20 protein-coding genes are annotated in these 23,472 nt (G+C 67.3%); 12 read left to right on the top strand and 8 right to left on the bottom strand.

The window, feature by feature from the left end; all coding sequences use genetic code 11:
- The first annotated feature begins 5 nt into the window (after positions 1-5).
- The 6 genes from HUA75_RS22300 (at position 6) to HUA75_RS22275 (ending at position 5,669) form a co-directional block, all read left to right on the top strand.
- Positions 6-617, top strand: coding sequence for a TetR/AcrR family transcriptional regulator (locus tag HUA75_RS22300; RefSeq protein WP_217446229.1), 612 nt, complete (start codon positions 6-8; stop codon positions 615-617).
- Complete coding sequence (locus HUA75_RS22295; RefSeq protein ID WP_174487546.1) at positions 614-1,747, top strand: FAD-dependent monooxygenase; 1,134 nt, start codon at positions 614-616, stop codon at positions 1,745-1,747. The genes HUA75_RS22300 and HUA75_RS22295 overlap by 4 nt, the downstream gene beginning before the upstream one ends.
- Before the next feature lie 121 nt (positions 1,748-1,868).
- Complete coding sequence (locus HUA75_RS22290) at positions 1,869-2,087, top strand: helix-turn-helix domain-containing protein (protein WP_217440864.1); 219 nt, start codon at positions 1,869-1,871, stop codon at positions 2,085-2,087.
- A gap of 104 nt (positions 2,088-2,191) precedes the next feature.
- Complete coding sequence (locus HUA75_RS22285; protein WP_174487545.1) at positions 2,192-2,587, top strand: hypothetical protein; 396 nt, start codon at positions 2,192-2,194, stop codon at positions 2,585-2,587.
- Positions 2,584-4,053, top strand: a complete 1,470-nt coding sequence (locus HUA75_RS22280) for an ATPase domain-containing protein (RefSeq protein WP_174487544.1) — start codon at positions 2,584-2,586, stop codon at positions 4,051-4,053. The genes HUA75_RS22285 and HUA75_RS22280 overlap by 4 nt, the downstream gene beginning before the upstream one ends.
- The gene (locus tag HUA75_RS22275; RefSeq protein WP_141640333.1) at positions 4,050-5,669 is read left to right on the top strand and encodes an ATP-binding protein; all 1,620 of its coding nucleotides are present in this window, start codon (positions 4,050-4,052) and stop codon (positions 5,667-5,669) included. The genes HUA75_RS22280 and HUA75_RS22275 overlap by 4 nt, the downstream gene beginning before the upstream one ends.
- A gap of 66 nt (positions 5,670-5,735) precedes the next feature.
- Here HUA75_RS22275 and HUA75_RS22270 read toward each other — a convergent pair whose 3' ends face one another.
- The gene (locus HUA75_RS22270) at positions 5,736-6,146 is read right to left on the bottom strand and encodes a VOC family protein (protein ID WP_141640332.1); all 411 of its coding nucleotides are present in this window, start codon (positions 6,144-6,146) and stop codon (positions 5,736-5,738) included.
- Positions 6,147-6,389: 243 nt separating this feature from the next.
- On the opposite strand from HUA75_RS22270, the gene HUA75_RS22265 reads away from it, so the two are divergent.
- On the top strand, positions 6,390-7,283 hold the full coding sequence (locus tag HUA75_RS22265) for an SGNH/GDSL hydrolase family protein (RefSeq protein WP_174487543.1): 894 nt from the start codon (positions 6,390-6,392) through the stop codon (positions 7,281-7,283).
- Positions 7,284-7,380: 97 nt separating this feature from the next.
- On the opposite strand, the gene HUA75_RS22260 is transcribed toward HUA75_RS22265, so the two are convergent.
- The 3 genes from HUA75_RS22260 to HUA75_RS22250 form a co-directional block, all read right to left on the bottom strand.
- Entirely contained in the window at positions 7,381-8,913 is a 1,533-nt protein-coding gene (locus tag HUA75_RS22260) for a putative metal-binding motif-containing protein (RefSeq protein WP_217446228.1), read from the bottom strand.
- Positions 8,914-9,277: 364 nt separating this feature from the next.
- The gene (locus tag HUA75_RS22255) at positions 9,278-10,570 is read right to left on the bottom strand and encodes a hypothetical protein (protein WP_174487541.1); all 1,293 of its coding nucleotides are present in this window, start codon (positions 10,568-10,570) and stop codon (positions 9,278-9,280) included.
- Position 10,571: 1 nt separating this feature from the next.
- Positions 10,572-12,974, bottom strand: coding sequence for a TonB-dependent receptor (locus HUA75_RS22250; protein WP_254627704.1), 2,403 nt, complete (start codon positions 12,972-12,974; stop codon positions 10,572-10,574).
- A gap of 145 nt (positions 12,975-13,119) precedes the next feature.
- Here HUA75_RS22250 and HUA75_RS22245 point away from each other — a divergent pair, with 145 nt between their 5' ends.
- The 3 genes from HUA75_RS22245 to HUA75_RS22235 are packed head-to-tail and all read left to right on the top strand — an operon-like array spanning position 13,120 to position 15,850.
- Positions 13,120-13,599, top strand: coding sequence for an RNA polymerase sigma factor (locus HUA75_RS22245; RefSeq protein ID WP_174456299.1), 480 nt, complete (start codon positions 13,120-13,122; stop codon positions 13,597-13,599).
- Complete coding sequence (locus HUA75_RS22240) at positions 13,596-14,261, top strand: hypothetical protein (RefSeq protein ID WP_174487539.1); 666 nt, start codon at positions 13,596-13,598, stop codon at positions 14,259-14,261. Before HUA75_RS22245 ends, HUA75_RS22240 begins: the two co-directional genes overlap by 4 nt.
- Positions 14,258-15,850: a caspase family protein gene (locus HUA75_RS22235; RefSeq protein ID WP_174487538.1), complete on the top strand. Its 1,593-nt coding sequence runs from the start codon at positions 14,258-14,260 to the stop codon at positions 15,848-15,850. The genes HUA75_RS22240 and HUA75_RS22235 overlap by 4 nt, the downstream gene beginning before the upstream one ends.
- Before the next feature lie 30 nt (positions 15,851-15,880).
- Here the strand turns inward: HUA75_RS22235 and HUA75_RS22230 are convergent, their stop codons facing one another.
- The 3 genes from HUA75_RS22230 to HUA75_RS22220 all read right to left on the bottom strand — a co-directional run bounded on the left by HUA75_RS22230 (position 15,881) and on the right by HUA75_RS22220 (position 19,368).
- Complete coding sequence (locus HUA75_RS22230; RefSeq protein WP_174487537.1) at positions 15,881-18,166, bottom strand: hypothetical protein; 2,286 nt, start codon at positions 18,164-18,166, stop codon at positions 15,881-15,883.
- Positions 18,157-18,621, bottom strand: coding sequence for a GNAT family N-acetyltransferase (locus tag HUA75_RS22225; RefSeq protein ID WP_174487536.1), 465 nt, complete (start codon positions 18,619-18,621; stop codon positions 18,157-18,159). Before HUA75_RS22225 ends, HUA75_RS22230 begins: the two co-directional genes overlap by 10 nt.
- Positions 18,622-18,876: 255 nt before the next feature.
- Positions 18,877-19,368 (bottom strand): DUF1772 domain-containing protein, encoded by a 492-nt coding sequence (locus HUA75_RS22220; RefSeq protein WP_174487535.1) that lies wholly within the window; start codon positions 19,366-19,368, stop codon positions 18,877-18,879.
- 77 nt (positions 19,369-19,445) lie between these two features.
- Here HUA75_RS22220 and HUA75_RS22215 point away from each other — a divergent pair, with 77 nt between their 5' ends.
- Both HUA75_RS22215 and HUA75_RS22210 read left to right on the top strand, forming a co-directional pair.
- Positions 19,446-20,234: an AraC family transcriptional regulator gene (locus HUA75_RS22215; RefSeq protein WP_141640321.1), complete on the top strand. Its 789-nt coding sequence runs from the start codon at positions 19,446-19,448 to the stop codon at positions 20,232-20,234.
- 42 nt (positions 20,235-20,276) lie between these two features.
- Positions 20,277-21,005, top strand: a complete 729-nt coding sequence (locus tag HUA75_RS22210; protein ID WP_174487534.1) for a glutathione S-transferase family protein — start codon at positions 20,277-20,279, stop codon at positions 21,003-21,005.
- A gap of 247 nt (positions 21,006-21,252) precedes the next feature.
- On the opposite strand, the gene cml is transcribed toward HUA75_RS22210, so the two are convergent.
- The gene (cml, locus tag HUA75_RS22205; protein ID WP_174487533.1) at positions 21,253-22,515 is read right to left on the bottom strand and encodes a CmlA/FloR family chloramphenicol efflux MFS transporter; all 1,263 of its coding nucleotides are present in this window, start codon (positions 22,513-22,515) and stop codon (positions 21,253-21,255) included.
- Positions 22,516-23,472 lie beyond the last annotated feature (957 nt).

Genomic DNA, 23,472 nt, shown 5'->3' with positions numbered 1-23,472 from the left:
TCAATATGTCCCTGCGTGAGCGAGCCAAGAGCGACAAGTGGGAGCGGATCCGCGCCGCGGCGAAGCGGCTGTTCGTGGAGCGCGGGTACGCGGGCACGACGGTGCGAGCCATCGCCGAGGAGGCGGGCGTCGCGACGGGCACGGTGCTGGTGTACGGCGAGACGAAGGACGCGCTCCTGCACGAGCTGTGGCGCGCGGAGGCGATGCCGCTGGTCGAGCAGGCGGTGTCGTCCCTGCCGGACGGCGCCTTCGTGGACCGGTGCATGCACCTGTTCACACCGCTCCTGGCGCACTACGCCTCGCAGCCCGAGCTGGCCCGCGCCGTGGTGAAGGAGCTGCCGTGGCTCACGGGCGCCGCCGAGTCGCTGCACCGGCCCGCGCTGGCGAGGTTGGTCGGCGCGCTGGCGCGAATCGTGGACGAGGCGAAGGCGCGCGGAGAGCTGCGAGCGGACGTGGAGCTCCAACTGGCGGCGGAGCTTGTCTTCTCCGTGTACCACGCGGCGGTGCTGCGCATGCTCTCGCCGCTGACGAACTCGACCGTGGCCGAAGCGAGGGACGTCCTGCGCCGCACCCTGGCCACGCTGCTCGTCGGACTGGGCTCCAGGAGGTCGTCGTGAAGGTGCTGATTGTCGGCGGTGGAATCGGTGGGCTCGCGCTGGGCGCGGCCCTGGCGCGTCGTGACGTGGAGGCCGACCTCGTCGAGCGGCGGCCCTCCTACGAGGACGAGGGCGCGGGCATCGTGCTCGGCCCCAATGTGATGTCGGTGATGAAGGGGCTCGCGTTGCACGAGGCCGTCGTCGCCGCCGGGCATCCGGTGGGCCTGGCCCGAATCACGGACGCCTCTGGCCGCGTGCTCCAGCAGACGGCCTACGCGATGCCGGACATGCCGCTCCCGGCCACGGCCATCCACCGCAACGAGCTGCTTCGGGTCCTGCGTGCCGCGTCCCCCGCGCCGCGACACGGCGTGACGGTCGCGAGCCTGGAGCGCGGCGCGGACGGCGTGGACGTGGTGTTCTCCGACGGCACGGCGGGTCGCTATGACGTCGTGGTCGGCGCGGACGGCATCCGCTCCACCGTGCGGGCCCAGGTCCCCGGCGCCGACGTGCCCTCGCGCTACTCCGGCTACACGTGCTGGCGCCTCGTGGTCGACGGGCACTTCGGGGACGGCGTGGTCGAGATGTGGGGCCGGGGAAAGCGCGCGGGCGTGGTGCCGCTGGGAGCGGGGAAATCGTACGTGTTCCTCACGCTCAATGCTCCGCGTCGCACGCCTCCGCCGTGGAAGGACCTCGCCGGCTTCCGGGCCCTGTACGCCGAGTTCGCGGACCCGGCCCGCTCCGCGCTGGCGGCGTTCGAGCGGCTGGAGGGGCTGCGGCACAACGACATCGAGGATTGCTCCGCGCCGCGCTGGTGGAGTCCCCGCGTCGTGCTGCTCGGGGATGCAGCCCACGCCGTGACGCCCAACCTGGGGCAGGGCGCGGGGCTCGCCATCGAGGACGCCGCCGCGCTCGCGCAGCTCCTCGTGACGCAGGGCCCCACGGACGCGGCGCTGGCCCGCTACGAGAGCCTCCGTCGCCCGCGCGCGGAGCGGATCCGCGACCGCTCGTGGATGCTCGGGAAGGTCGCCCAGTGGGAGAGCGGCCTCGCGCGAAGCCTGCGCGACGTGGCGATGGCGTGGACGCCGGAGTCGGTGGCCCGCGCGGAGCTCGAGAAGGTCGTCCGCGACATGCCTGGCGTGCCCGTCGGCTGAGGCGTGGGCCCTTCCGCGGCCGTGGTGGTTCACGCCCACCCTTGCAGGACCGCAGTTCAATGCCTAACTCCCTCCGGCGATCCAGGAACCTGGATCTTCGTACCGTGAGCGGGAGGCATTTTTGTCGAATCGCGACCCCGAAGAGCTTCTGACGCCGAGCGAAGCCGGGCATGTCCTGGGCCTTTCGCCCGACACGGTGCGCGTGCTCTGCGACAAGGGCCGCCTGCCGGCGCTGCGCACCATGAGCGGGCGACGGCTCGTGCGCCGAGGCGACGTCGAGCGTCTGGCGGAAGAGCGTCAGCGCAATGCGCGGCCCAAGGCTCGGGGCCGCGAAGTGTGACGCCCTGCTTCTCGTCACCTCATGGGATGGCGGGACGAGGACGCCGAAGCGAGTGACAGCGGATTGGCTTGGGGCTGCTCGCATGCGCCCGGACTGGATGGCCCGTGACCGAGAAGCGTGAGCAGCCTCAGAGAACCGAGACCGTCCATCCGCCCGACTGTGAGGCGGCGGTGCTCTTCGAGGTCCTCTGGTCGGCGTTGGCCGACCTGCTGGGAACGCCGGCCACGGCGACCCTCATTCGTCGCAGCTTGAAGCACGCCGCGAGAACCGTGCCCGAACTCCAAGGCATCTCCGTCAGCCGGGAGCGCTTCGAGTACCACCTGTTCCTTCCCCCCGAATGGAAGGCCGGCACCGCCGGAACGCTGGACGGCCTGCGCGAAGTCGCGCGCGAGCTGCAGCCGCTCCTACAAGAACTCACGGGCCCCGTGGTCCTGCGCAGGCTCCGCGGGATTCCCGAAATCGAGCGCTGTCGTCTGTTTCCTCCAGAGGATGAGTCATGATCGCCAAGAAGACCTCTCTCGAGTCCGAGACCACGGGTGACGTGGCGCTGGACCGGATTCTCGGAGGCGGGATTCCCGCCCGTTCCATGGTGGTCATCGCCGGCGAGCCGGGGTCCGGAAAGACGGTCCTGACGCTCCAGATGCTCTTCCATGCGGCGCGTCAGGGAAAGAAGTGCCTCTACTTCACCACGCTCTCCGAGCCGGCCCTCAAGGTCATCCGCTACATGCAGTTGTTCGACTTCTTCGATGTCGAGCTGCTCGACAAGCAGGTCATCTTCGTCGACCTCGGTGCGTGCGTGCGCCAGGGGGCGGAGCGGACGCTCGCGGAGATAGAGGCGCGCGTCGAGAAGCATGAGCCGGACTTCGTGGCCATTGACAGCTTTCGCGCCATCGGCGAGCTCCTCCAGAACCAGGGTGGGGGAGCGCGTCCGTTCATCTATGACCTGGCGGTCCAGACGGCGAGCTGGGGCGCGACGACGCTGCTCGTCGGCGAATACACGCGGGAGGAGTTCCCCGTCTTCGCCGAGTTCGCGGTGGCCGATGGCATCATCCGTCTGGGCAGCGAGCGGCAGGAGCTCACCTCGGTGCGCGAGCTGGAGGTGCTCAAGCTGCGGGGCGCGGGCTACACGTCGGGCCGGCACTTCTTCGACATCAGCAAGGCGGGCGTCTCGTTCTACCCTCGCGTGAGCACTCCTTCGGACACCCAGGTCCAGCCCAGCGCGGACCCGGGGGCGCGCGCCACCATGGGCGTCGAGGGCCTGGATGACCTGCTGGGTGGCGGACTCCCGAGCGGGAGCGCGACGGTGATTCAGGGCGGAACGGGCAGCGGAAAGACGCTGCTCAGTCTCCAGTTCCTCATCGAGGGGGCTCAGCGGGGTGAGAAAGGCGTCCTCTTCACGCTCGAGGAGACTCCCGACCAGCTCCGCTCGATTGCGCGCAGCGTGGGTTGGGACCTGTCCGCGCTCGAGGAGCAGGGCAAGTTGGTCATCAAGTACACGTCACCCGTGGAGCTGTCGACGGACCGCTTCCTCTATGAGGCTCGCAAGGAGGTGAGCGCGCTGGGGGCCACCCGAGCGGTGTTCGACAGCCTGACCACCATGTCCCTGGGGGTGCCCTCGGACCGTCGTTATAAAGAGATGGTCTACGCCATCGCGAAACACATGCGCGGCGCGGGCGTCACGCTCCTGATGACCGTCGAATCCGAGCAACTGCTGGGCACAGCGGTCATCTCGGGGCACGGGGTTTCCTTCATCGCCGACAACCTCATCCAGCTGCGCTACGTGGAGATAGGCAACAAGCTGGAGCGGGCCATCTCGGTGCTCAAGGCGCGCGGCATCAAGCACAACTCCGAGCTTCGGTCGATGACCGTGGGCTCGGACGGCTTGAAGGTGACCTCGGGGCGCTTCAAGGACCTGCGCGGTGTTCTCACCGGCCTTCCCACCCGGGAGCCGAGGGAGAGCCCATGAGCGCGGAGTACGACGCCGAGCTTGGTCGCATCGCGCGGACCCTCTCCGAGATTGCGCGCACGCTCGAATCGGCCGACAGGGCGGATGAGCGGGTCCAGCGCACGCTGGAGCTGACGCGGGTGCTCATTCCCTACCGGCGATGTGCGCTCTTGAAGGCGTTCTCGGGCACTTCGTACACGCTGGTCGTGGTGCCGGAGCCGCCCGCCTCGGAGCGGGGGGCGCTGCTGTCGACCCTCACCCGGCTCTTCCGCCTCATCGCGCACGCCGACGAGATTGGCCGCTCGTCCGATGCGCATCCTCACCTGACCTTGCCCTTGATGGGATTGGACGAGGTCATCGGCCTGGTTCGCATGGAGCCCTCCGAGGACATCTCCTACGACGTGCAGCATCTCCGGTTGCTCTCGGTCATCACGGCGCAGCTCGGCGCCTACCTGACCATGATCAAGCTTCGCGACGAGGACGCGCAGCGGACGCGGGAGCTCGCCGCGGCCCATGACTTCCAGCAGATCCTCGTGGGGGTCGTCAGCCATGACCTGCGCAATCCGCTCTCGGTCATCACCACCGTGGCCTCCCACCTCCTGCGCAAGACGGAAGACCCCCAGCGGGCGAAGGCCATCGAGCGCGCCCTGCGGAGCGCGGAGAGAGCCAACCTCATCATCAACGACCTCCTGGATGTCACCCATGCTCGAGTGACCAGTCACCTGCCCGTGTCCCGGCAGCGCATCGACCTCCTGGCGCTCCTCAAGGAGGCCCTTGACGACCTGGGCCTGTCCCATCCCGGGCGGGAGATTCAGTTGGTGGCGACGGAGGTGGTCGTCCTCGGCGACTGGGACCCTGGCCGCCTCACGCAGGTGGCCACCAACCTCATCACCAACGCCCTGCAGTACGGAGCGGAGCGAGCGCCCGTCCGCGTCACACTCCGGGCGGAGGCTGACGAGGTCGTCTTCGCGGTGCACAACCGGGGACCCGTGATTCCGGATGACCTGGTGCCGGTGCTGTTCAATCCCTTCCGACAGGGCCAGCACGCGCAGCGGCGCGTGGCGGGCGGAGGGTTGGGCCTCGGGCTCTACATCGTCGAGCAGATCGTTCGAAGCCACGGAGGAACGGTCTCCGTGCGTTCTTCTGAAGCAGAGGGGACGACCTTCACGGTGGTGCTCCCCCGGTCGATGACGAGTCAGCGTGCGAGTGAGGATGCTCCCGCGCGGAGCGCGAGTCATGGGCAGGAGCTTGCGTCCATGGAGCGTGGGAACGCCGGTTCAACCACGGTGATGGTCGTCGAGGACGAGGACGAGGTCCGGCTCGGTATCTCGGAGATTCTGGAGGGCAGGGACTACAAGGTGGTTCCCGCGTCGAACGGCCAGGTGGCGCTCGAGCTGCTCCGACAGGGCCTGCGCCCCGGTCTCATCCTCCTGGACATCCGGATGCCCGTCATGGATGGCGAGACGTTCTACAACGCCTGTCGTGAAGACCCCGCGCTCTCCTCGATTCCGCTGCTGATTCTCTCCGCGGATGCCGCCACCGCCGTGAAGCTGACTCGGGGTGGGGCCTCGGGCTTTCTGGCCAAGCCCGTCCAGCCGGAGACGCTGCTCCGCGCCATCGAGACCTTCTCGCAATAGCTGTCGCGAGAGGTGGCGCGCGCCCTTCGAGGCTCTCTCGAAGGGCGGCACTCTCCTCCAAGGTGCCTACTGCTGCGGCGCGACGGCGGAGGGGTCCATCCAGAAGCTCTCCCACTGGTGCCCGTCCAGGTCCTCGAAGCTGCGCTGGTACATGAAGCCCTGGTCCATCTTCTCCTTGGACTCCTTGGCGCCCGCCGCGAGCGCCTTCTCCAGCAGCGAGTCGACGGCGGCCCGGCTGTCCACGGTCAGGGCGATGATGACCTGGGTCGTCTTCGTGGCATCCGCGACCTCCTTCTTGATGAAGCCCTTGAAGTAGGGCTTCACCAGCAGCATCGCGTAGATGTCCTCGCTGATGACCATGCACGTCGCGTTGGCGTCGGTGAACTGGGGGTTGAACGTGTAGCCCAGCTTCGTGAAGAAACCGACGGCGCGGTCCAGCGACTCGACGGGGAGGTTGACGAAGATCTTGGTGCCCATGGTGCGTCTCCTTCAGAGGGTTGGATGAGGTGAGCGTCGCCTTCATCCTCACGACGAACGTATTTCGGGGAGATCGACACGGGATTTATTTTTGCCGGAGGGCGGCGGCGAGGAGGCGCCAGGTCGGACCGTCCGTCCGCGCGCGCCCTCCCCGCGAGTGCAGGCAAGAAAACTAGCAAATATTGATAAGCAGAGAATCCGGGGATAGGTTCGCTTGGGTACCCCTCGACTCGGAGTCTCTGGATGAAGAAGTCATTTTTGACAGGGTGGATGACCCTGGCCGTGCTCGCGCCCCTGCATGCCAGCGCGCAGAGTGCCATCGTCGCGTTCGGCGACAGCCTGAGCGACAACGGAAACAACGGGGTCTCCACCAGCGGTCCGAACACTCAACCGGCCAGTCAGATTTACGGGGTTTGGGTCAAACAGCTCGCCACCGCGCTCGGGTTGCCGCTCACGGCCTCCGACGACGGCGGGACGAACTACGCACGAGGAGGGGCGCTTACGAGCGGAATGACGACCCAGGTGAACTCCTACCTGAACAAGGCTCCGCTCATCACCCCCACGACGCTGTTTACGTTGTGGGGCGGCGCCAACGACATCAGCCGGAAGGTGGAAGACAACCCGCTGAACTCGACGGCCATCAAGGCCGCGGCGGCCCAGGCTGCTTCGAACGTCGAGGCGCAGATTCGTAAGTTGGTGGCCGCGGGCGCCAAGAAGATTGTCTGGGTGAACCTTCCCCCCTTGGAGAAGACGCCGAAGGCGCGAATCATTCCGGGCGGCCTGGGGACGTACGTGTTCGCGCCCCCCGTGACACATTTCAACAGCCTGTGGGCTCAGGCGCTGAAGCGGCTGCGCATCGACTACCCGACCGTGACCTTCTATGGCGTGGACGCTCACAAGCACCTCAACCTCATCATCGCGTCTCCGTCCACGTATGGGCTGACGAACGTGAAGGACTCGTGCGAAGGCAAGTCAGTCAACCCGGACAAGTACCTGTTCTGGGACCTCGCGCACCCGACCAGCTACGGGCACAGCATCTTCGCGGACCTCGTCTATGACCTGGTCTCCGACATCCCCGGCTTCGGTGCGCCATTCCCGGTGGACCCGTCCGTGATGGCACCCGAGAGCACCTTGTAGGTCGCTTGTTCGCTGCTCGTGCCATTCCGCGGAGCCGCGCGGCGGAATGGCACGGGCTGTCACGGCCTCCCGGCTCGAAGACACCGCGAACCGGCGGCTACGGCGGCTCCGGGTAGTGGAGCACGCGACCGTCTCCGACAAGCCAGAAGTTCGCCGCCGTCTCCATCGCGAGGTCGTGCAAGGGTTTGTCCGTCAGGTGCTCGGGAAGGGCTGGCCCCTTGGCCCAGCCCTTCCCGGTCAGCCGATGCAGCCTGCCATTGTTGCTCTTGTCCACGATGTAGCAGTCATCGTTCGACAACATCACCACACTGCTGAAGTCGACCGCCCCAGCAGGGGGCGCCGATTTCCGCGCCCACTTGTCCGCTTCAATCTTCCGCCAGACGCCTCCCCGGTCACCGACCGCGCATGCCGTGGTGGAGGACCTTGCCCACACCGCATTCATGGCTCCGCTGATGTCGCCAGGATTGTCCAGAGACTGCACATGCAGGCTGTCGTTCCTCGTGAAATAGCTCAAGACCGCTTGCTTGCCTCCCGTGACCGCCGACACACACAGTTCTTCATTATCGTCTTGAGTGAGGTCCGCGGAGAAGCCGTGCAGCCCCGTGTAGCGGTGACCCTCCCGAGAGCTGTTGGCGGTTGATTGGGGAGGCCTCCCGAGGTTCCATTCAAAGGTCCTCCAGTAGAAGAGCTGGCCCGCGTCGGTGGCCATGTACACGATGGTGTCGGAGCCATTCTCGAAGCCCACCATTCCCACCACCTTGTCATTGACGGGAAGTTGCGACGCGAAGGCGCACGTCTCCCCGTCATGGATCGCCACCCGGCCGGACGCTCCGCCCAGGTAGACAGCCCCCTCGGAATCAACCCACGAGGCATACCAACCGTAGTTGCCGCAATGGTTCGGACTGGCCGGCGGACTCCCATCTGGAGGCGGCGTCGTCGTCGAGGCTCCAAAGCTGAAGCTCTCGAACCGCTCGTTCGCCGCCTTGCGCACGACCAGTTGTCCCCCGAGGCCGGCGATCCACACGGGATACCCGCCATTCGCTGGGGACATCGCCACCGTCCTCCAGGGGGCGTCGCCACCCGGACCTTGGAGATGAAAGTCGGCGACCTCTCGCAGCGTGCCCCCGCAGTCCCCCACCTCGTCCACCCCTCCCTTGCAGTTGTTGTCGATGGCGTCGCACACCTCCGCCGCCGTCGTCTTCACTCCAGGGTCCGAGTCATCGCAGTCCCGGCCGTTCGCCACGAACTCCGGGGGTGGTAAGGCGCCTTCGCAGGACGGCTTGGACGAATCACCCTCTCCATCACCATCTCCGTCGGGATAGAGGACGGTGAATCCCTCGTTGAGTACCTGGTCGCAGTCATTGTCCACGGCGTCACACACTTCGGTGTGGCCAGGAAAGGCACTTGCGCCCGTTTCGATGCTGTCGTCGCAGTCCGTGCCGCCGTTCGCGAGGGGGACGTAGCCATCCGCGTCCATGTCCGGCGTCTCCAGCATCACTGACTGCTCATCCTCGACTCCCGCCGCGAAGACGACCACCTGACGGTCCACCTCCGGCCCATTACAAGTCTGCTCGTGCGCGGTGACGGTAAGACTTACGTCCCCGCCCCAATGGGGCTTGCGCAGAAGCACCCACTTCAATGGGGGGGAAATGGAGGCCAGGTTCGAGGCTGTCTCCTCCATCCTTGTCGTGGCGTCCTGTGCCCCCTGCGCCACCACACGGATACAGCCCGTCCTGAAGCTCGCCGTGTAATGGATGGAAACAGGGAGGGCGCGCCCTCGTTTGAGTTCCTCCAGTCCTGGCACGCTGCAGCCCGCGAGGACAGACAGCCACACTCCGAGCCACGGGGCCAGATACCTCATCGTCCCTCCCTCGACCCGTCCTGCTCCCAGTTGGAAATTGGCATGGGCTTGGGCAGGCCACGAGCTTATCGATTTCCCTCCACCCACCAAGTCCGGCCGCCCATCTGGCAAGGAGTTTGGGAGCCGGGTTGTCTCACTCGAAGAGGGACAGCTCCGCGATGGAGGTCACCTCTATCTCCCGGGCCTCGTACCACAAGGACAGCAGGCGGACGTACCGGACCCGGGGTCCTCCAGGCAGGGCAATGTCGAGGAAGGCGTAGTCATGGCCCGGGAACGGTGGGTCCCATGGACTGTCCGCGTCGCTCACGTCGCGAAAGAGCCGGCTGTTCCCTGTCGTGGGTGCTTCGGCGAGCGGTCGCCTGGCGAGCTCGGACCATTGCACTCCGTCCTCGCTGCCTTCGATGACCACCTCCTGTCCATATGTCCTCAGGCCTCGGATGACCACGCGCGAGAGCTGGGCTGGCGTCTCCAGTTGCACGCCCACGCGCCGTGGGCTGGAGGAGGGCTCCCCCCTCGGCCACAGCTCGGAGAGGCGCTGTTCGGCGAGCAGCCCATCCGTGAACGGGCAGGGCACGTCAGTCACCGGATGGCACCGGGCCCCCCGGCTGAGTGGGCGCAACGCACCCGCCGGCAATGGCAGTCGCTCGCTGCGCCATTCGAGTCGGAAGTGGAGCCAGGCCTCGTCGCTGGTGAGGGCATCGCGGCGCCAGGCGCCCGCGCTCACCACTCGCACCTGGGCCTCCAGTGTGGCGAAGTCCTCGAGCAGCCAGGGTGACAGGAGCCTCGGCGAGGTGACGGCTTCTTCGTTCCAGACGAGGCCCTCCTTCGTGTGGAGCTGAAACACGGGCCGCGGAATCGAGGGGTCCTCCAGGTCACCGCTCGGGCTTCCGGGTTGCGGTGTGGTGTCGTCGAGATCGACCACCACGCCTCGGGGCGCCTCGGGCGCGGACGGTGGCGGTGCGAAGGTCAGCCACCATCCGGTGGGGGCATCGCTCCAGGCGAGGTCCGCATCCCAGACACGCAGCACCGGCAACTCGGAGTCTCCTCCTCCGTTGACCTGGGTGAACGAGACGAACGCCGCCGGGCCGTCCTCCAGGGGCGTCGCCACCCGGAAACGGGCGCGGGCGTTCGGTCTTGGCGCGGAGCCGCTGACCGTCGCGATGGACCCGATGTCTCCCGAGAGGATTTCCAGCACGAAGGCGCCATTGTCGCGCGTGGTCGTCATGCCATACGGCGAGAAGTCGAGCGGGTCGCCGTAGAGCTTGCCGTGTCGTCCCCCGTCCAGTGGCAACGCTGTCGCGTGGAAAGGGGAGCCGTCGGCCCTCAGGGCCATGCCGTAGAAGAAGATGGGGGAGTCGGGAAAGGGCTCGCAGCCCGCGCTACCCAGGCTCACCAAGAGGAGGCCCGCACGAAGGGTGAGGCGCATGTCAGTACGTTCCTTTCAGCCCCAGCATGGGGAGGACGATGGGGAAGCCCCGTGCCTTGCGCACGAGAGAGGATTTGTCCGTGCCCGCTGGCTCCGAGGTGTATTCGTAGAAGAGGACCTCCGTCTGGAAGGAGGCGTTCAGCAGGTCGAGGGAGGCCTCGAGCACGAGGTCATCCAGGGCCCACGCCTTGGCGGCGCGCAGGTCCACGCGCCAGAAGGAGGGCAGGCGCCCCGCCTGGCTCCGCTCCTGCCGCACCCACTGGGGATTGCCCTCGCTGTCCTGGGAGGCGCGCATGGGCTGCGGCGTGAGCTCCCCTGTTTCGGGGCGGCCCGTGTTGAAGTGGACGACGGCCCCCACGGTGTAGCCATTGCCGAACTTGCGGCTGAGGGCCGCGTTGAAGACATGCTCCTGCTCGAAGGCGAAGGGCACGGTGGCGTGGTCGGTGCCCAGCAACTGGTTCTGGTCATCGTAGCGCTCGATGCGCACCCGGCGCCGGCTCTGGAGGAAGCTGTAGGACGCCCATCCGAACCAGTCTCCGCCGAGCGCGTGGCGGGCCATCAGCTCGAGGCCATACGCGTGGCCGCTGCCGGCCGGGTCCGACGCCGCGACGCCACCCCGCCGCCGCAGGTCGAGGAGTTGCTGGAGGCTGAACTCCACCGTGCGACGCAAGGGATTGTAGAAGGCGTCGGCGCTCAGCTCCCATGCGGGATGAGGCCTCCACTCAGCGCCCAGGTCGAACTGCAGGCCTTCCTGCAGCCCGTAGCGAAGGCCGGACGCCTCCATCACCGGGAGCTGGAGCAGCACGGTGGGGGGCTGGTGGAACAGGCCCGCGCCCCCCTTGAGGACGAGGGCCTCCGTGAGGGCGTGGCGCACCGTCAGCCGGGGTTCGAGCGCCGTGCGAGTGACTTCCCCGAGCAGTTGATAGACGTCCGCGCGCACGCCAGGGACGACCTTCCATCGCGGTGATGGGCTCCACTGCAGCTCGGCGTAGGCGCCGCTCGTTCGGGCGTCCGACGTGGGGCGGGTGAGCGGGTCGTCCTCGGAGAAGTACTGGGAGCCGGCGGGGGCCTCGCTCCCGGTGGCGACCACCGTCCCCCGGCGCTGCTCCACGTCCGCGCCCACGGTGAGCTGCATCGTCGACCCCAGCTCCCGCTTCCAGCGCAGGCGCCCCGCGAGGCTCTTCTGCCGCAGGGTGAACTCACCGATTCGGACGCGGGGAGGGCCTCGCTCGGAGAAGATGCCCACCGTGTCGATGCCCGCCGTGAGGCCCACCTCCAGCTCCCCGCCGGCGAGCGGGTGGAGGCCGCGGAGGTCCATCCGGTGAAAGCGCGTGATTCCGCCGCCGCCATTCGTGGGGTCCTTGGGCATGCCAGGCATGCCCGGTAGTTCCCCCTCCTCCTCGGGAGCGTAGGACGCCAGGACATCGGAGCTCCCGAGGGCCAGGAGGCGCAGCCGTCCTTGCCCCACCTTCTGGTCGACGCGGGCCTGGTAGTCCCAGAACTCGGCGCCGACGGCGTTCGAGCCTGGCTTGGAGAGACTGTTGACCAGGAGCGAGCTCAGCAGGCCCGTGTAGCTCATCCGGCCGCCCACGCTGATGCTGGTGCCGGTGGACGCGAACGGCACCTCCAGGAAGGCGGCGCTGTTGATGAGGTCCAGGGTGGCCGAGGCGTGGACCCGGTCCTCGCGCGGGCGGGAGACGCGGCCCTCGACGATGCCGCCGAGCAGTCGCCCGTACTGGACGGGCGGTGTCCCGGGGAAGAAGTCGATGGCGTCGATGAACTCGGGCTGCACCACGGCCGGCCCGAGCATCAAGTGATAGAGCATGGGGAGGCGGACCCCATCGACGAAGAAGCCCGTGGAGGCCGGCTGACTGCCTCGCACCACGGGATAGCCGAGGCCGGAGGCGAGGCTCGCCACGCCCGGCATCACCATGATGACGCGGAAGGGGTCTCCCTGCGTCCCGGGCACCTCGCGAACCTCCTGCGCGTGCAGTCGGATGCGAGTCACCTCGGTGCGCGGCCGGTCCTCCCTCACCACCGTCTCGTAGGGGCTCACCTTCAAGGGGTCGAGCCGGTAGATGACCTCGACCTGCTGGCCCTGGCTGACAGTCTCCAGGAAGGTGGCGGACTTGTGGCCGGGGGCACGCACCTCGATGGAGTGGGTGCCGGCTGGGAGTTGGAGCACGAAGCGGCCTTCCGCGTCGGGCCGCACCACCTCCGACACTCCGGACACCTGGAGGGCGGCGTCGGCCAGGGGGCGGCGCGTGCCCCGGGCGCGCACCGTGCCCCGCACCTGTCCCTCTCGCGGTGCCTCGGGAGGCTCCTGCGCGAGCGTGGCGTGGGGCGCGAGCAGGAGCCCCAGGGTGAAGGCCCACATGGTCAGGTACAACGGCAGTCGAGACATGAATCCCTCCGGTCCGCCAGAACAACGGGGCGGGGGCCCGGAACCGGCCAGGCCTTCGTCCGGAGATTCGTCGCGGGATTTCCTGTCCGCTTTTCTGGCCCCTGTTCGTTTCCCTCGGAGAATCCCTCCGGAGCCTCCCAGAGCCTTGGACACCGACATCCAGAGCGCCTACCTGCGCTACTTCCCGCTCATCCGGGAGAAGTGCCGCCGGATGCTGGGGGACTCCGACGAGGCGCAGGACGTCGCGCAGGAGACCTTCATCCGGCTGTGGCGGACGGGGCTCCCCAAGGACGCCCGCCATGCGACCGCGTGGATCTACCGGACCAGCACGAACCTGGCCGTGGACCGGCTCCGCCAGCGCCCGAGCAGCGCATCCGCCCATCGTTCGGAGGAGCTGTCGGATGAGCGCTCCGCCGAGGCGACTTTGTGGCGGCGTCAGGAGTTGGAAGCCTATGCGCGGCACCTGCCCGCGGATGCGCTGGAGGCCGCCTTGCTGAGCCGGCTGGATGGATTGACGCAGCAGGAGATATCCGAGGTGCTCCAGGTGTCGGAGCGCACCGTGCGGCGACTCCTCCAGCGGCTCGATGAGCAGGTGGAGCACCTGAGGAGGACGCTCGGACCATGACGACGACCCCACGGCATCCTTCCTTCCTCGAACTGGACCGCGCGGCGCTCGGCCCGCCAGCACCGTCGCTCGCGCGGCACCTGGAGACCTGCGCCGAATGTGACTCCTACCTCCAGCGCGTGAAGCAGCCCGAGTCCGTGCCCGCGTGGGCGCGGACGCTCGGCACCGAGCCGCCCCGTGGGACGTGGCGTCTGGAGTGGAGGCGATGGGGTTTGCCCCTCGTCGCCACCGCCGCGCTGGCCTGTCTGGTGTTCGTGGTCGTCCCGGGGACGCCGTACGTGGCCCCCAAGGGCGCGCCCGCTGTCGCTGTTCATCTCAAGCGCGGCGAGCAGGTCTTCCTCTGGGATGGGCAGACGCCGCTCGTGCCCGAGGACCGCATCCGGTTGCAGGTGTCATCGGAGTCGTACCGGTACGTCGCCGTGGCCGCGCGCGCGCCGTCGGGGTGGGCGGTGCTCTTCGCGGGGCCGCTCTCCGAGGGGCCAGACATGGCGCTGCCCGCGAGCTGGCGGGTGGACGAGGCGGGGGGCGAAGAGGTCCTGCGCGTCCTCTTCAGCCGCGAGCCGCTGCCCACGTCCCAGACCGAGGCGCTCTTCTCCGACGCGCCCAGGACTGAGAAGCTGTGGACCACCGAGCTGCGTCTGCCCAAGGGTCCTCCGCCATGAATGGATTCACCCGCGCGTGCCTCGTCGTCCTGCTCTCGTGGCTGATGGCCGCCACGGCCCGGGCCGAGGAGGCGCGTGCCACGCCCCCCGCGTCGAGGCGGATGGCCGTCATCGTGGGCTCCAACGCGGCGGTGCCCGGCCGGGCCGCCCTGCGCTATGCGCACGATGATGCGAGGCGGGTGGCGGACGTCCTCGTGCAGGTGGGAGAGGTCCGCGCGGAGGATGTCGCGCTGCTCCTGGACCCCACCCCTGCGGCGGTGCTCGCGGCGCTCGACGGGCAGCTTGCGCGCCTGCGCTCGACGTCCGGGGACACGATGTTGCTTTTCTACTACTCCGGGCACGCGGACCAGCAGGCCCTGTATCCCCAGGGTGCACCGCTCCTGCTCGCCGCGTTGAAGCAGCGGATCGAAAGCCCGGATGCCACGGTGCGGGTGGGCATCATCGACGCGTGCCGTGGTGGAGGGTGGACGCAGGCCAAGGGGCTTCACGCGGAGGCGCCATTCGCGCTGGAGGTGCCCCTCCATGTGCAGAGCACGGGCTCGGTGCTCATCGCCTCCAGCTCCGGCCTGGAGAACGCGCACGAGACGCAGGCCCTGGAGGGCTCGTTCTTCACCCATCATCTGGTGGCGGGGCTGCGCGGCGCCGCCGACATCGCCGGAGATGGCGAGGTGTCGCTCGTCGAGGCCTTCACCTATGCGAAGCAGCTCACCATCCGCGACACGTCGGTGTTCGTGGAGCGCCTGCAGCACCCCAGCTTCGACATGAACCTCCGGGGGCGCGATGACCTGGCCCTCACCCGTGTGGACTCGGGCGACAGTGTCGTCGTGCTCGTCCAGCGCCGGGGACCGCTGGAGGTGGTGCTCACGTCGACGGGGCAAAGCGTCATCGAGACCCCCGCTGGCGAGCGGCAGATGAAGGTGGCACTTCGCCCGGGGCGCTACCTGCTGGTGCGCAAGGGCCCGGACCGCCCGGCCGTGCGCGAGTTCAGCATCCAGGCGGCGCAGTCGCTCCAACTCGACGAGGAGGACATGGTGCCGGCGAGCTTCGCCCCCATCGTGACCAAGGGGGCCGAGGACCCCGCCACGACCTGGGCCCAGGTCACGCCGCACCGGATGGTGTTGCTCCACCCCTTGGCACTCGCGTTCGCGGTGACGTTCCGGATGGAGTACGCCCACGCCCTCACCCCGTTCTGGGCGTTCACGCTCGAGCCCTCGTACTGGCAGGAGACCAGCGTCACGAGCTACACGATGGGCGGGTTCGACGCGGGCGCCCGCTACCATCTCTTCGGCAATGCCCCGGAGGGACTCTTCGTCGGAGGGAAGCTGGGTATCAGCATCCTGGGGGTCAAGGATGATGGGGCCAACAGGACCATCTTCACGCTGCACCAGGCGCTCGAGGTGGGCTACTCGCTCTTCCTCTGGAACCGGCTCGTGCTGTCCCTGGGCGTGGGCGTGGGCAACGCCTTCTCGACGGCGCGGGACGTCAATGAAGACGGAATGTGGCACCCCATCGTCATCGACATGGGCCCGCGCAGGCCTCAGCTGGGGCTCTCCGCGGACTATCGGGTCGCTGTCGGCGTCGCGTTCTGACGCCGCTGCTCCCCGAGCCTGGGGCACGCCTCACTGGAAGGAGAACTTCGAGCGCAACTCCGGAGGCGCGAGCAGGTTGCTGTGTCCCGTGTTTGCGATTTCCGCCATGGTCTGCAACATCCGATGAATCACCCCGCACAGGGTGTCGCAATTCATGATGAAGGTCTGCTTCTTGGTCTTCTTGACCTTCTTCTTGCTGTCCAGCTTGTCCAGCTTCCCCTTGTAGGGTTTGAAGTAGTCCTGCACGTCGCGCAATGGGACGTTCTCGCCTTTCGCCGCCCTCGCGCAGAGCTCCTCCAATAGGTTGAACTTGGGCTGGACATGTTTCGCGAAGTCGAAGCCCGCGTCCTCGAGGTTGATCTGCGAGATTCGCAGGATGCAGAAGGTGAGGCGTTCGACTGACATCACGGGGCCGTAATCCACGTACGGGAGCGCCCTGGCTTTCGCCCATTTGCTTTGCGCGATTCGCTCTTGGGAGTTCGTGTCGACCGTCTGGTCGAAGATCGTCACGACCGTCGGCTCCTCGAGGCTGAGGATGCACGGCACCCGGATTTCGGTGCGGAAGAACGTCTTGAGGGTCTTGTGGAGGAGGGTGAGCACGGAGGCATCCTCCGGACTCTCGAGCGTGGCGGAAGCGACTGACAGGTCCTTGATGAGCATCCCGAGCAGGTCGACCTTGCCTTGATAGCGGCGCAGCTCGCGAATGAGGGAGAGCGCGAGCGCCGCCCGGCAGCCCCAGTTCCCGTAGAACACCTCGAAGAGGAAGCAGTTGTAGTGTTTGGTCTTGCCGTAGACCTGGGTCCACTCGCTGCAGTGTTTTTCCTTGAAGTCGATCACCCTGACCGGCTCGTCGTACAAGATGCTCTTGTGGGTGTTCTCGTTGTCGAAGGGGATGCCCTGGTCATGAAGGGAGATGCACAGCTCCGGTCCGATCTCATCGAAGTTCATGCACAGGACGATGTCGCCGTAGCGAGAGCCGCCCGTCATGGCGTTGTACGTGAACTCCAGTCGGCCGAACACGTATTCGATGTGGCCGAACTTGGCGTCCATCGTCTTGCTGGTGTACTTCGCGCTCTGGTTGCCGACCGTCGGTGACATCAGCGAGTGGCTGCTCTTGATGGCCTCGGTCTCGGTGCCGTGCTTGAAGTACATCGGCAGCTTGATGAAGTGCTCGTAGAGCATCCACTCCGCGCACGTCAGGACGATTTCCCGTGTGTCCTCCTCCACGGACAGGCGGGTATAGGTCTTCTTGACCTCCATGGGGTCGATCTTCCAGGCCGAGTACCCTGACTCCGCGTAGATCTCCCCGCTGTACAGCAATTGATAGAACTTCTCCTTGGTGACGCAGGCCCCCTCCTTGGGCGGGAGCTTCGTATTCAACTCTTGAATGACGAAGCAGAGGTTGCACTCGCTCAGCTCGATGAGGGTTGCCGGAAGCGAACCGCACGACACCGCCAGCACGCGCTGCTGCTTCAGTTTCTCCATGGCGAGCGTGTAGGCTTTCCCGTGCATGAAGATGTAGTCCTGGTAGATCTTCTCCTGGATTGTTTTCGTCCACACCTTGCGCTGCTCGACGCGCCATTTGTCCAACAGGCTGATGGACTGCGTCGTCGAGGACGACGGGGGAGAGGCCCCGTTCTCGTGGAGCTTGAGCAGGTACGTCAGCGTGTGCAGGCGGTCCAGGAAGATTCGCCGGAACAGCAGGTCGAAGTCATTCGGGCTGACGCTCAGGAGCCCCTGCGTCTGCGCGAGGAGGGTGACCTTGCGAAGCGCCTGATGGAATATATCCAGCTCGCCCTGCTTGTTGCTGAAGGGGATGGGACGCGCGAGCGTTTTCAGCAGACAGTCGACCACGACGGCGAGGTCGCAGGAGTGCGACTCAAGGTATTTCCTCGTCAATTCGAACGACTGGAGTTCGTAACCCTTCCAGAAGTCATAGGTGTTGATCCATCGATCAATCAGCGAGAGGACGAGCTCCAGCGAGAGGGTGCGGGGCCCTTGCACGGTGTCATTGGGCGTGGGCTGATCGACCTTGAAGCCGCAATCAGAACACCAGCCATCATCGAACGAAATGGGTCCCTTGCAGTTGGAGCAGAGCGACGGCGCCTGACCGAAGATCAGCAGGTTCGATTGCGGGCTCGGCCCGCCACGAGAGCTGTTCGACTTCTTCCCACAACCCATGCAGAGCCCGTCCTCGGATTCTCGACGGAACAAGTGGCACGAGATGCAGAGGTTTCGCTTGCAGGGCTCGCATGGGTCGCCCCGGAAGTCGACGACGTTGCGCTTGCAGAGCACGCAGTAATGCGTCAGGTCCATGGGCTCCTCCTGAAGGAGAGAGGGTGGGGAGACGGCCTGTGCTTCTTCATCAGGAGGGCGGGAACCCGGACCTCGTCGAACTCGAATTCCCAGGGACCCTGTGCGACATATCCCGCGGCTCGGTAGAAGGGGACGGCGCACAGGGACGCGGTGACGTCCAGGGCCTCCATGCCCAAATCCCAGGCGGTGCGTTCCAGGCTTCGCAAGAGGCTTTGCCCCAGGCCTCGCCGCATGTGGCCAGGCGCGGCATACAGCGCCTCGATACGGGCCCTGCGGGGATGGAGCTGGCCAAAGGCAACCACCCGGCCCTCCTGCTCCGCGACGAGCAACTCGCGGACGGACTGCGCGTCGCGGCGGTACGTCGGATGGAGCGCCTGGCACCAGGCTCGTATCTGGGTGCCGTCGTAGTACTCACGCCAGGCGGAGTGGATGGAGGCCAGCTCCAACCGGTACATCGCGTCTCCATCCCTGGGTTCCGCCCGGCGGATGTGCGGTTCGATGACCCGGGGTAGGGAAGGAGCACCAGGGAGCAATGCGGGGCGCGGCACCATGCCGTATGCCTATTGCAAGGCAGGCGCCGGGCCGGCGGGCCTCTCGCTTGGGTTGTGTGGGGATGCCAGTGCGCGGCAGCTCCCGCGTGCCATCGGAACGCGGCTGCGTCCTGGAGGAACGAGTCCCCCATGGGTTCGTTGCCCGCACGTTGATGGCTGTCACCTCCCTCCTTGCAGCCTGAGCCATGACAGGGCCTGGAGCGAGGCGAACCAGGCGCCCGCGACCAGGAGGTGGCGCAGGTGGTTCAACCGGGCCCAGAGCATCGCGCTCTCCACGGACGCCGGCGTGTCTGACGCCTGCATCAGCCGCATCATCGTGGGGATGAAGTAAGAGAAGGTGAGGAGCCTGTCCACGAGCGCCACCACGGCGGCCGCGAGCCACCAGGTGCGCAGCGGCCCCGTGGCGCGCGTGGCGAAGAAGAGGCTCGCCAGGGTGAGCAGCGTCAGTGGTCCCGTGCTGACGAAGGCCCAGAAGCGCAGCCCCACGTTGTCCTGGCGCGCTGCCTCCGCGAACCAGTGCGCGCCGGTGGCGTCGAGCCATCGGGGAAGCACGATGCGGTGCTCATAGAGCCCCGCGCCGAGGGAGACGCCCAGGTTGAGCACGAAGAGCCACAGGAAGATTTCCGCCGCCGAAGGCTTCAGGTTCATCATGCGGGCAGGATGCGTCCGGGGCCCGTGTGCGTCTTTCGTGCCCTTGTGCTGTTTTTCTGATTCCTGCGGTGTTCCTCATGGGTCCCCGACACTCCCTCCTCGAGCAGATTGGCGCCGACATCGTCCGCTTCCAGGAGGCCACCGCGGAGTTCGACGCGGCCGTCGGGGAAGTGCTCGCGCTCGGCCGCGCGGAGCTGGTGTGTCTGGCGCAATTGCACTTCGGCGGGCCCACGCCCTTGAGCGCCGTCGCCCGGGGAACAGACGTGGCGCGGCTGGAGCTCGCGGGCTATGTGCGACGGGAGTCGGCGGGAAGTGGCACGCGGCTGGTGCTCACCGGACACGCGCGCGAATGGATTGAGACCCTCTGGGGACCCTTTCGCACGGATGGGTTCCAGCTGATGTCGTCCCTGCCGGACGCGGACCTGAAGGTCATCGCGGGCTTCCTGACCTCGGCACGGGCGGTCCAGGACCGCCATGCATCCCGTGTGGCGAAGCTGCTCCAGGCCCCCGGAGGCTCCAGGGCGGCGCGGCGGCGTGGAGGCCTCTCCGCCGCCGCGCTCCATCGCGTGCAGTTGTTCATCGAGGCGCACCTCGCGCGGACGATTCGCGTGGAGGAGCTGGCCCAGCGCTCGGGGTTGAGCGTCTTCTACTTCACCCGCGCCTTCCGGCAGTCCACGGGGATGACGCCGCACGCCTTCGTGCAGCAGCGGCGGGTGGAGCGGGCCCGCGAGTTGTTGCTTCGCACCTCCCGCTCCCTCGGGGACATCGCGCTGGAGGTGGGCTTCAGCTCGCAGAGCCACTTCACCACCGTCTTCCGCCGACTCACGGGGCTGACTCCCGCTGTCCTCCGGCGCGGAGGCGGGTGAGACTCTCCGGCGCTGGAGTGCCTGCGTAGACGGAGCCCTGCCATGTCGCAATCGACCATCCTGTTCGGCGAAGCGTTCTCGCCCTGGACCCAGAAGGCGCGCTGGGCCCTGGAGCATTGCGGCGTTGCGTTCGTGTATCGGGAGTACACCCCGACGCTGAGCGAGCCGGCGCTGCGTTGGCGCATGCGGCAATGGTCGGGCAAGGTGTCGGTGCCGGTGCTGCTGGCTGGTGCGCAGGTCGTGCGCGGTTCCTGGGACATCGCCCGCTATGCGGCGCAATGGGCCGGTGACGGGCGGCTGGGTGACTTCGAGGTGATTGCTCCCTGGAACGAATTGAGTGAAGCGGCGCTCGCCGAGGCGCGGACGCGCGTGGTGCGCTCCGTGTTGGCCGACCCGGAGGCGCTCGACGAAGCCGCCGCCTCGGTGCTGCCCCGGCCGCTGCGCCGCCCCCTGCGTTTTGTCGCACGCGATGCCGCGCGTCGACTCGACCGCAAGTATCGGCATCTGGTGGTCCCAGGCTTGCTGCGACAGGCGCTGGAGCGAACCCGCGCCGGGTTGCGCGCGTCGGGCGGTGAGTACCTGCTCGGGCGCTTCAGCTATGCGGATGTCACCATGGCCGTGGTGCTGGAGGGCATTGCCCCGGCCGCGCGGATAGAGCCGCCCTTGGGCCCCGCGACGCGTCGCTGCTGGAGTGACGAGGCCCTGGCGGGAGAGTTCGACGACTTGCTGAAGTGGCGCGCACGTCTGGTGGCGACACACTCGGCGCGGTAGGCGCAAGGTCGCTCGCTGCTGCCGCGGCGGCTCGGCGCTCAGTCTCCGCGCCGACTGCCAGAACCACTCTGCCCATGGCCGCTCTCCGCGCGGCCTCCGTCCCACGCGGGCACGACGGAAGCCGGCCGCGCCGGAAGGGGAGTGCCTTCGCGACGCGGCCAGCCTGGGTCAGAAGTTCATGAACAAATCAGGGACTCGCCTGACAGAGGTGGCCCCTGAATTTGTTGGGGAACCCTGGGCTCCCTGCTCAGGGCGTGTCGGGCCTCGTCGCTGACACCTGCTCCTCCTGGGTGTGCTGCCGCTGTCGGAGGTGCCGCAGGGCGGTCAACGTCACCAGGGCCATGACCGAGGCGTACCCCACCAGCGGCCACGCGGTGTCGCCGTCGAGCAGGACAACCATCAGCGTACCGAGGACACCGACGATGAGGCTCTGGATGCAGAAGTAGAGCGCGACCGCTGTTCCCGCCATGGCGCCAAAGGCCTGGAGTGCGCCATTTGCGGTGACGGACGCGGCGAACACGATACCGGCCGCGATGACCCACATCGGCACGACGAACGTCCAGAAGGACGGGGCCGCGAGGAGCTGCCCGGCTGTCAGCAACGCCGCGCCGAGCAACAACAGGAGCATGCCGCGGGTGAGGCTTCCTGCGAGCCCCCAGGTCGCCACGAAGCGCTTCGCGAAGCGTGTCGTGAGAATCATCGCGAGCGCGGCGGTGGCGAAGGCCAGGCTGAACCCGAGCTCCGAGAAGCCGGCCTGTCCGATGAGGACGCGAGGCGCCGTGGAGAAGAACACGAAGAAGGCGCCCATGGCCGCGCTGAAGCCCAGGGTGTACGTCCAGAACGCGGCGCTGCGCAGGATGGGCCGGAACGCCACGCGGTGGTGTGTCCCGCCGGAGGGGCGCGTCTCGTGCCATCTCGGAAAGGCGTTCAGCAGGGCCGCCGCCGCCAGGATACCGAGCGTGATGAAGATGGCTCGCCATCCCAGTTGTTTGGCGAGCAAGGCCCCGGCGATGGGACCGAGCGCGGGCACGAAGGCCAGCATGGCGCTGAACAGGCTGTAGATGACCGCGCTCTCGGGTCGGTCCGCATAGACATCACGGACCGTCGCGAACGTGGCGACGAGGGCCGCCGACGCCCCCACGGCTTGCAGGAGCCGCAGGCCGACGAACATCGCGGCATCGGACGTGCCCGCGAGCAGGAACGAGGCGGTCGCGAACAACAGCGCGCCTCCCAGCAGGACTGGACGCCGGCCGATGCGGTCCGAGACGGGGCCGAACACCACCTGCCCGAGCCCGAGCACGGCCATGTAGAGGCTCAGCGTGAGCTGGATGATGGCGGGGGAGGTGTTGAGGATTCCGGTCATCGCCGGAACCACGGGGAGGTAGATGTCCATGGCCAGTGAGGCCAGGAGGTCGAACGGGGCCATCAGCCACAGCGCTGCTGGCACCGAGTGCTTCCACGACAGGGTTTTAGGGTCAGGCACGATTGCATCCGCACAAATGAGGAACATCTGGCGGCGCTCTGCCTCTCCACGGGTACCGGGATGAGCTGGGACAGAGGGCCGCGGCAACGGTTGACGTGTCGCCGCGGCTCACTCATCTGCGGATTTGGTGGTGCGCATCCGGCTGGCTCCTACGGGCGTCGTGTCTGCGCACGAAGGCCACGGGCGGGTATAGCAACCGCGCCGGTGTCGCTCAATCCTCCGGCAGTGGTCGGACGGTTGCTTCCAGGGGCTCTCTCGGAGGAGTAGACAGGCTCAACAATCAGCTAAACGCGAGAGTCGTGGCTGTTGGTTTAGATAGAGCGGCTCGAGAGCGCGGTGCTCCAGGAATTCAGCCACACCACCGGGGAACGCAGTGATTCTTCAGACAGGCTGCGGCAGGACCGCACTCCAAGCTCTTAGTCCCACAGACACCTTTCATCGAGGCGACGGATACGCACCTAGGGGGGATGCTGAAGACCAGCTCGCAGCTTGATTCCAGACAGTCGGCGAAGTCCCCTGTGCCGTTGGAGTCGCCACACCGCTCGTCCATAATTGGCAATGAGCGACAGGTCCCTGAGCCTGCGTCGCAATAGGAGAGCGGACCGCAGTCCCCTGCGCCAGGCTCACAGGCCTCATTCGGTGCCTTCGCGGCCCTGCACTCCTTCGGCGAGCGGTCGCCCTGGATCGGTACGGTCTTCACGCATTTAAATCGCAGTGCGCACTGCTCGTCGTTCTCGCACGGGCCCGCCTCCCTGCGCTTGATACACAGGCCATTCTCGCACTGTGTTTCCGAGTCCGGCGAGCACCGCGCCACCGCGCCGCAGCGTTGGTCCAGCCCCACGTCGCTGACACAGATTCCTCCCAAGCAGGATGAGCCCTTCTGACACCGGTCCAGGCCCGTACACGCCCCGCTGAGGGGGATGAACGCCTGGCACACGCCGGGACACGCCTCCGTGATTCTGCACCACCCGCCCTGGCAGTCTG

This window comes from Myxococcus sp. CA040A (assembly GCF_013336725.1).
Lineage (GTDB): Bacteria > Myxococcota > Myxococcia > Myxococcales > Myxococcaceae > Myxococcus > Myxococcus llanfairpwllgwyngyllgogerychwyrndrobwllllantysiliogogogochensis.
The sequence above is the reverse complement of the archived record's forward strand: the minus strand, read 5'-3'. Positions and strand labels throughout refer to the sequence as shown.

What these genes read in the sequence shown, in the direction of transcription:
- HUA75_RS22275 (WP_141640333.1), top strand. Translation starts at nt 4,050, where the DNA reads ATGAGCGCGGAGTACGACGCCGAGCTTGGTCGCATCGCGCGGACCCTC.
- HUA75_RS22230 (WP_174487537.1), bottom strand. Translation starts at nt 18,166, where the DNA reads ATGGACCTGACGCATTACTGCGTGCTCTGCAAGCGCAACGTCGTCGAC.
- cml (WP_174487533.1), bottom strand. Translation starts at nt 22,515, where the DNA reads ATGTTCCTCATTTGTGCGGATGCAATCGTGCCTGACCCTAAAACCCTG.
- HUA75_RS22225 (WP_174487536.1), bottom strand. Translation starts at nt 18,621, where the DNA reads ATGTACCGGTTGGAGCTGGCCTCCATCCACTCCGCCTGGCGTGAGTAC.
- HUA75_RS22210 (WP_174487534.1), top strand. Translation starts at nt 20,277, where the DNA reads ATGTCGCAATCGACCATCCTGTTCGGCGAAGCGTTCTCGCCCTGGACC.
- HUA75_RS22280 (WP_174487544.1), top strand. Translation starts at nt 2,584, where the DNA reads ATGATCGCCAAGAAGACCTCTCTCGAGTCCGAGACCACGGGTGACGTG.
- HUA75_RS22250 (WP_254627704.1), bottom strand. Translation starts at nt 12,974, where the DNA reads ATGTCTCGACTGCCGTTGTACCTGACCATGTGGGCCTTCACCCTGGGG.
- HUA75_RS22255 (WP_174487541.1), bottom strand. Translation starts at nt 10,570, where the DNA reads ATGCGCCTCACCCTTCGTGCGGGCCTCCTCTTGGTGAGCCTGGGTAGC.
- HUA75_RS22220 (WP_174487535.1), bottom strand. Translation starts at nt 19,368, where the DNA reads ATGATGAACCTGAAGCCTTCGGCGGCGGAAATCTTCCTGTGGCTCTTC.
- HUA75_RS22265 (WP_174487543.1), top strand. Translation starts at nt 6,390, where the DNA reads ATGAAGAAGTCATTTTTGACAGGGTGGATGACCCTGGCCGTGCTCGCG.
- HUA75_RS22240 (WP_174487539.1), top strand. Translation starts at nt 13,596, where the DNA reads ATGACGACGACCCCACGGCATCCTTCCTTCCTCGAACTGGACCGCGCG.
- HUA75_RS22270 (WP_141640332.1), bottom strand. Translation starts at nt 6,146, where the DNA reads ATGGGCACCAAGATCTTCGTCAACCTCCCCGTCGAGTCGCTGGACCGC.
- HUA75_RS22215 (WP_141640321.1), top strand. Translation starts at nt 19,446, where the DNA reads ATGGGTCCCCGACACTCCCTCCTCGAGCAGATTGGCGCCGACATCGTC.
- HUA75_RS22235 (WP_174487538.1), top strand. Translation starts at nt 14,258, where the DNA reads ATGAATGGATTCACCCGCGCGTGCCTCGTCGTCCTGCTCTCGTGGCTG.
- HUA75_RS22300 (WP_217446229.1), top strand. Translation starts at nt 6, where the DNA reads ATGTCCCTGCGTGAGCGAGCCAAGAGCGACAAGTGGGAGCGGATCCGC.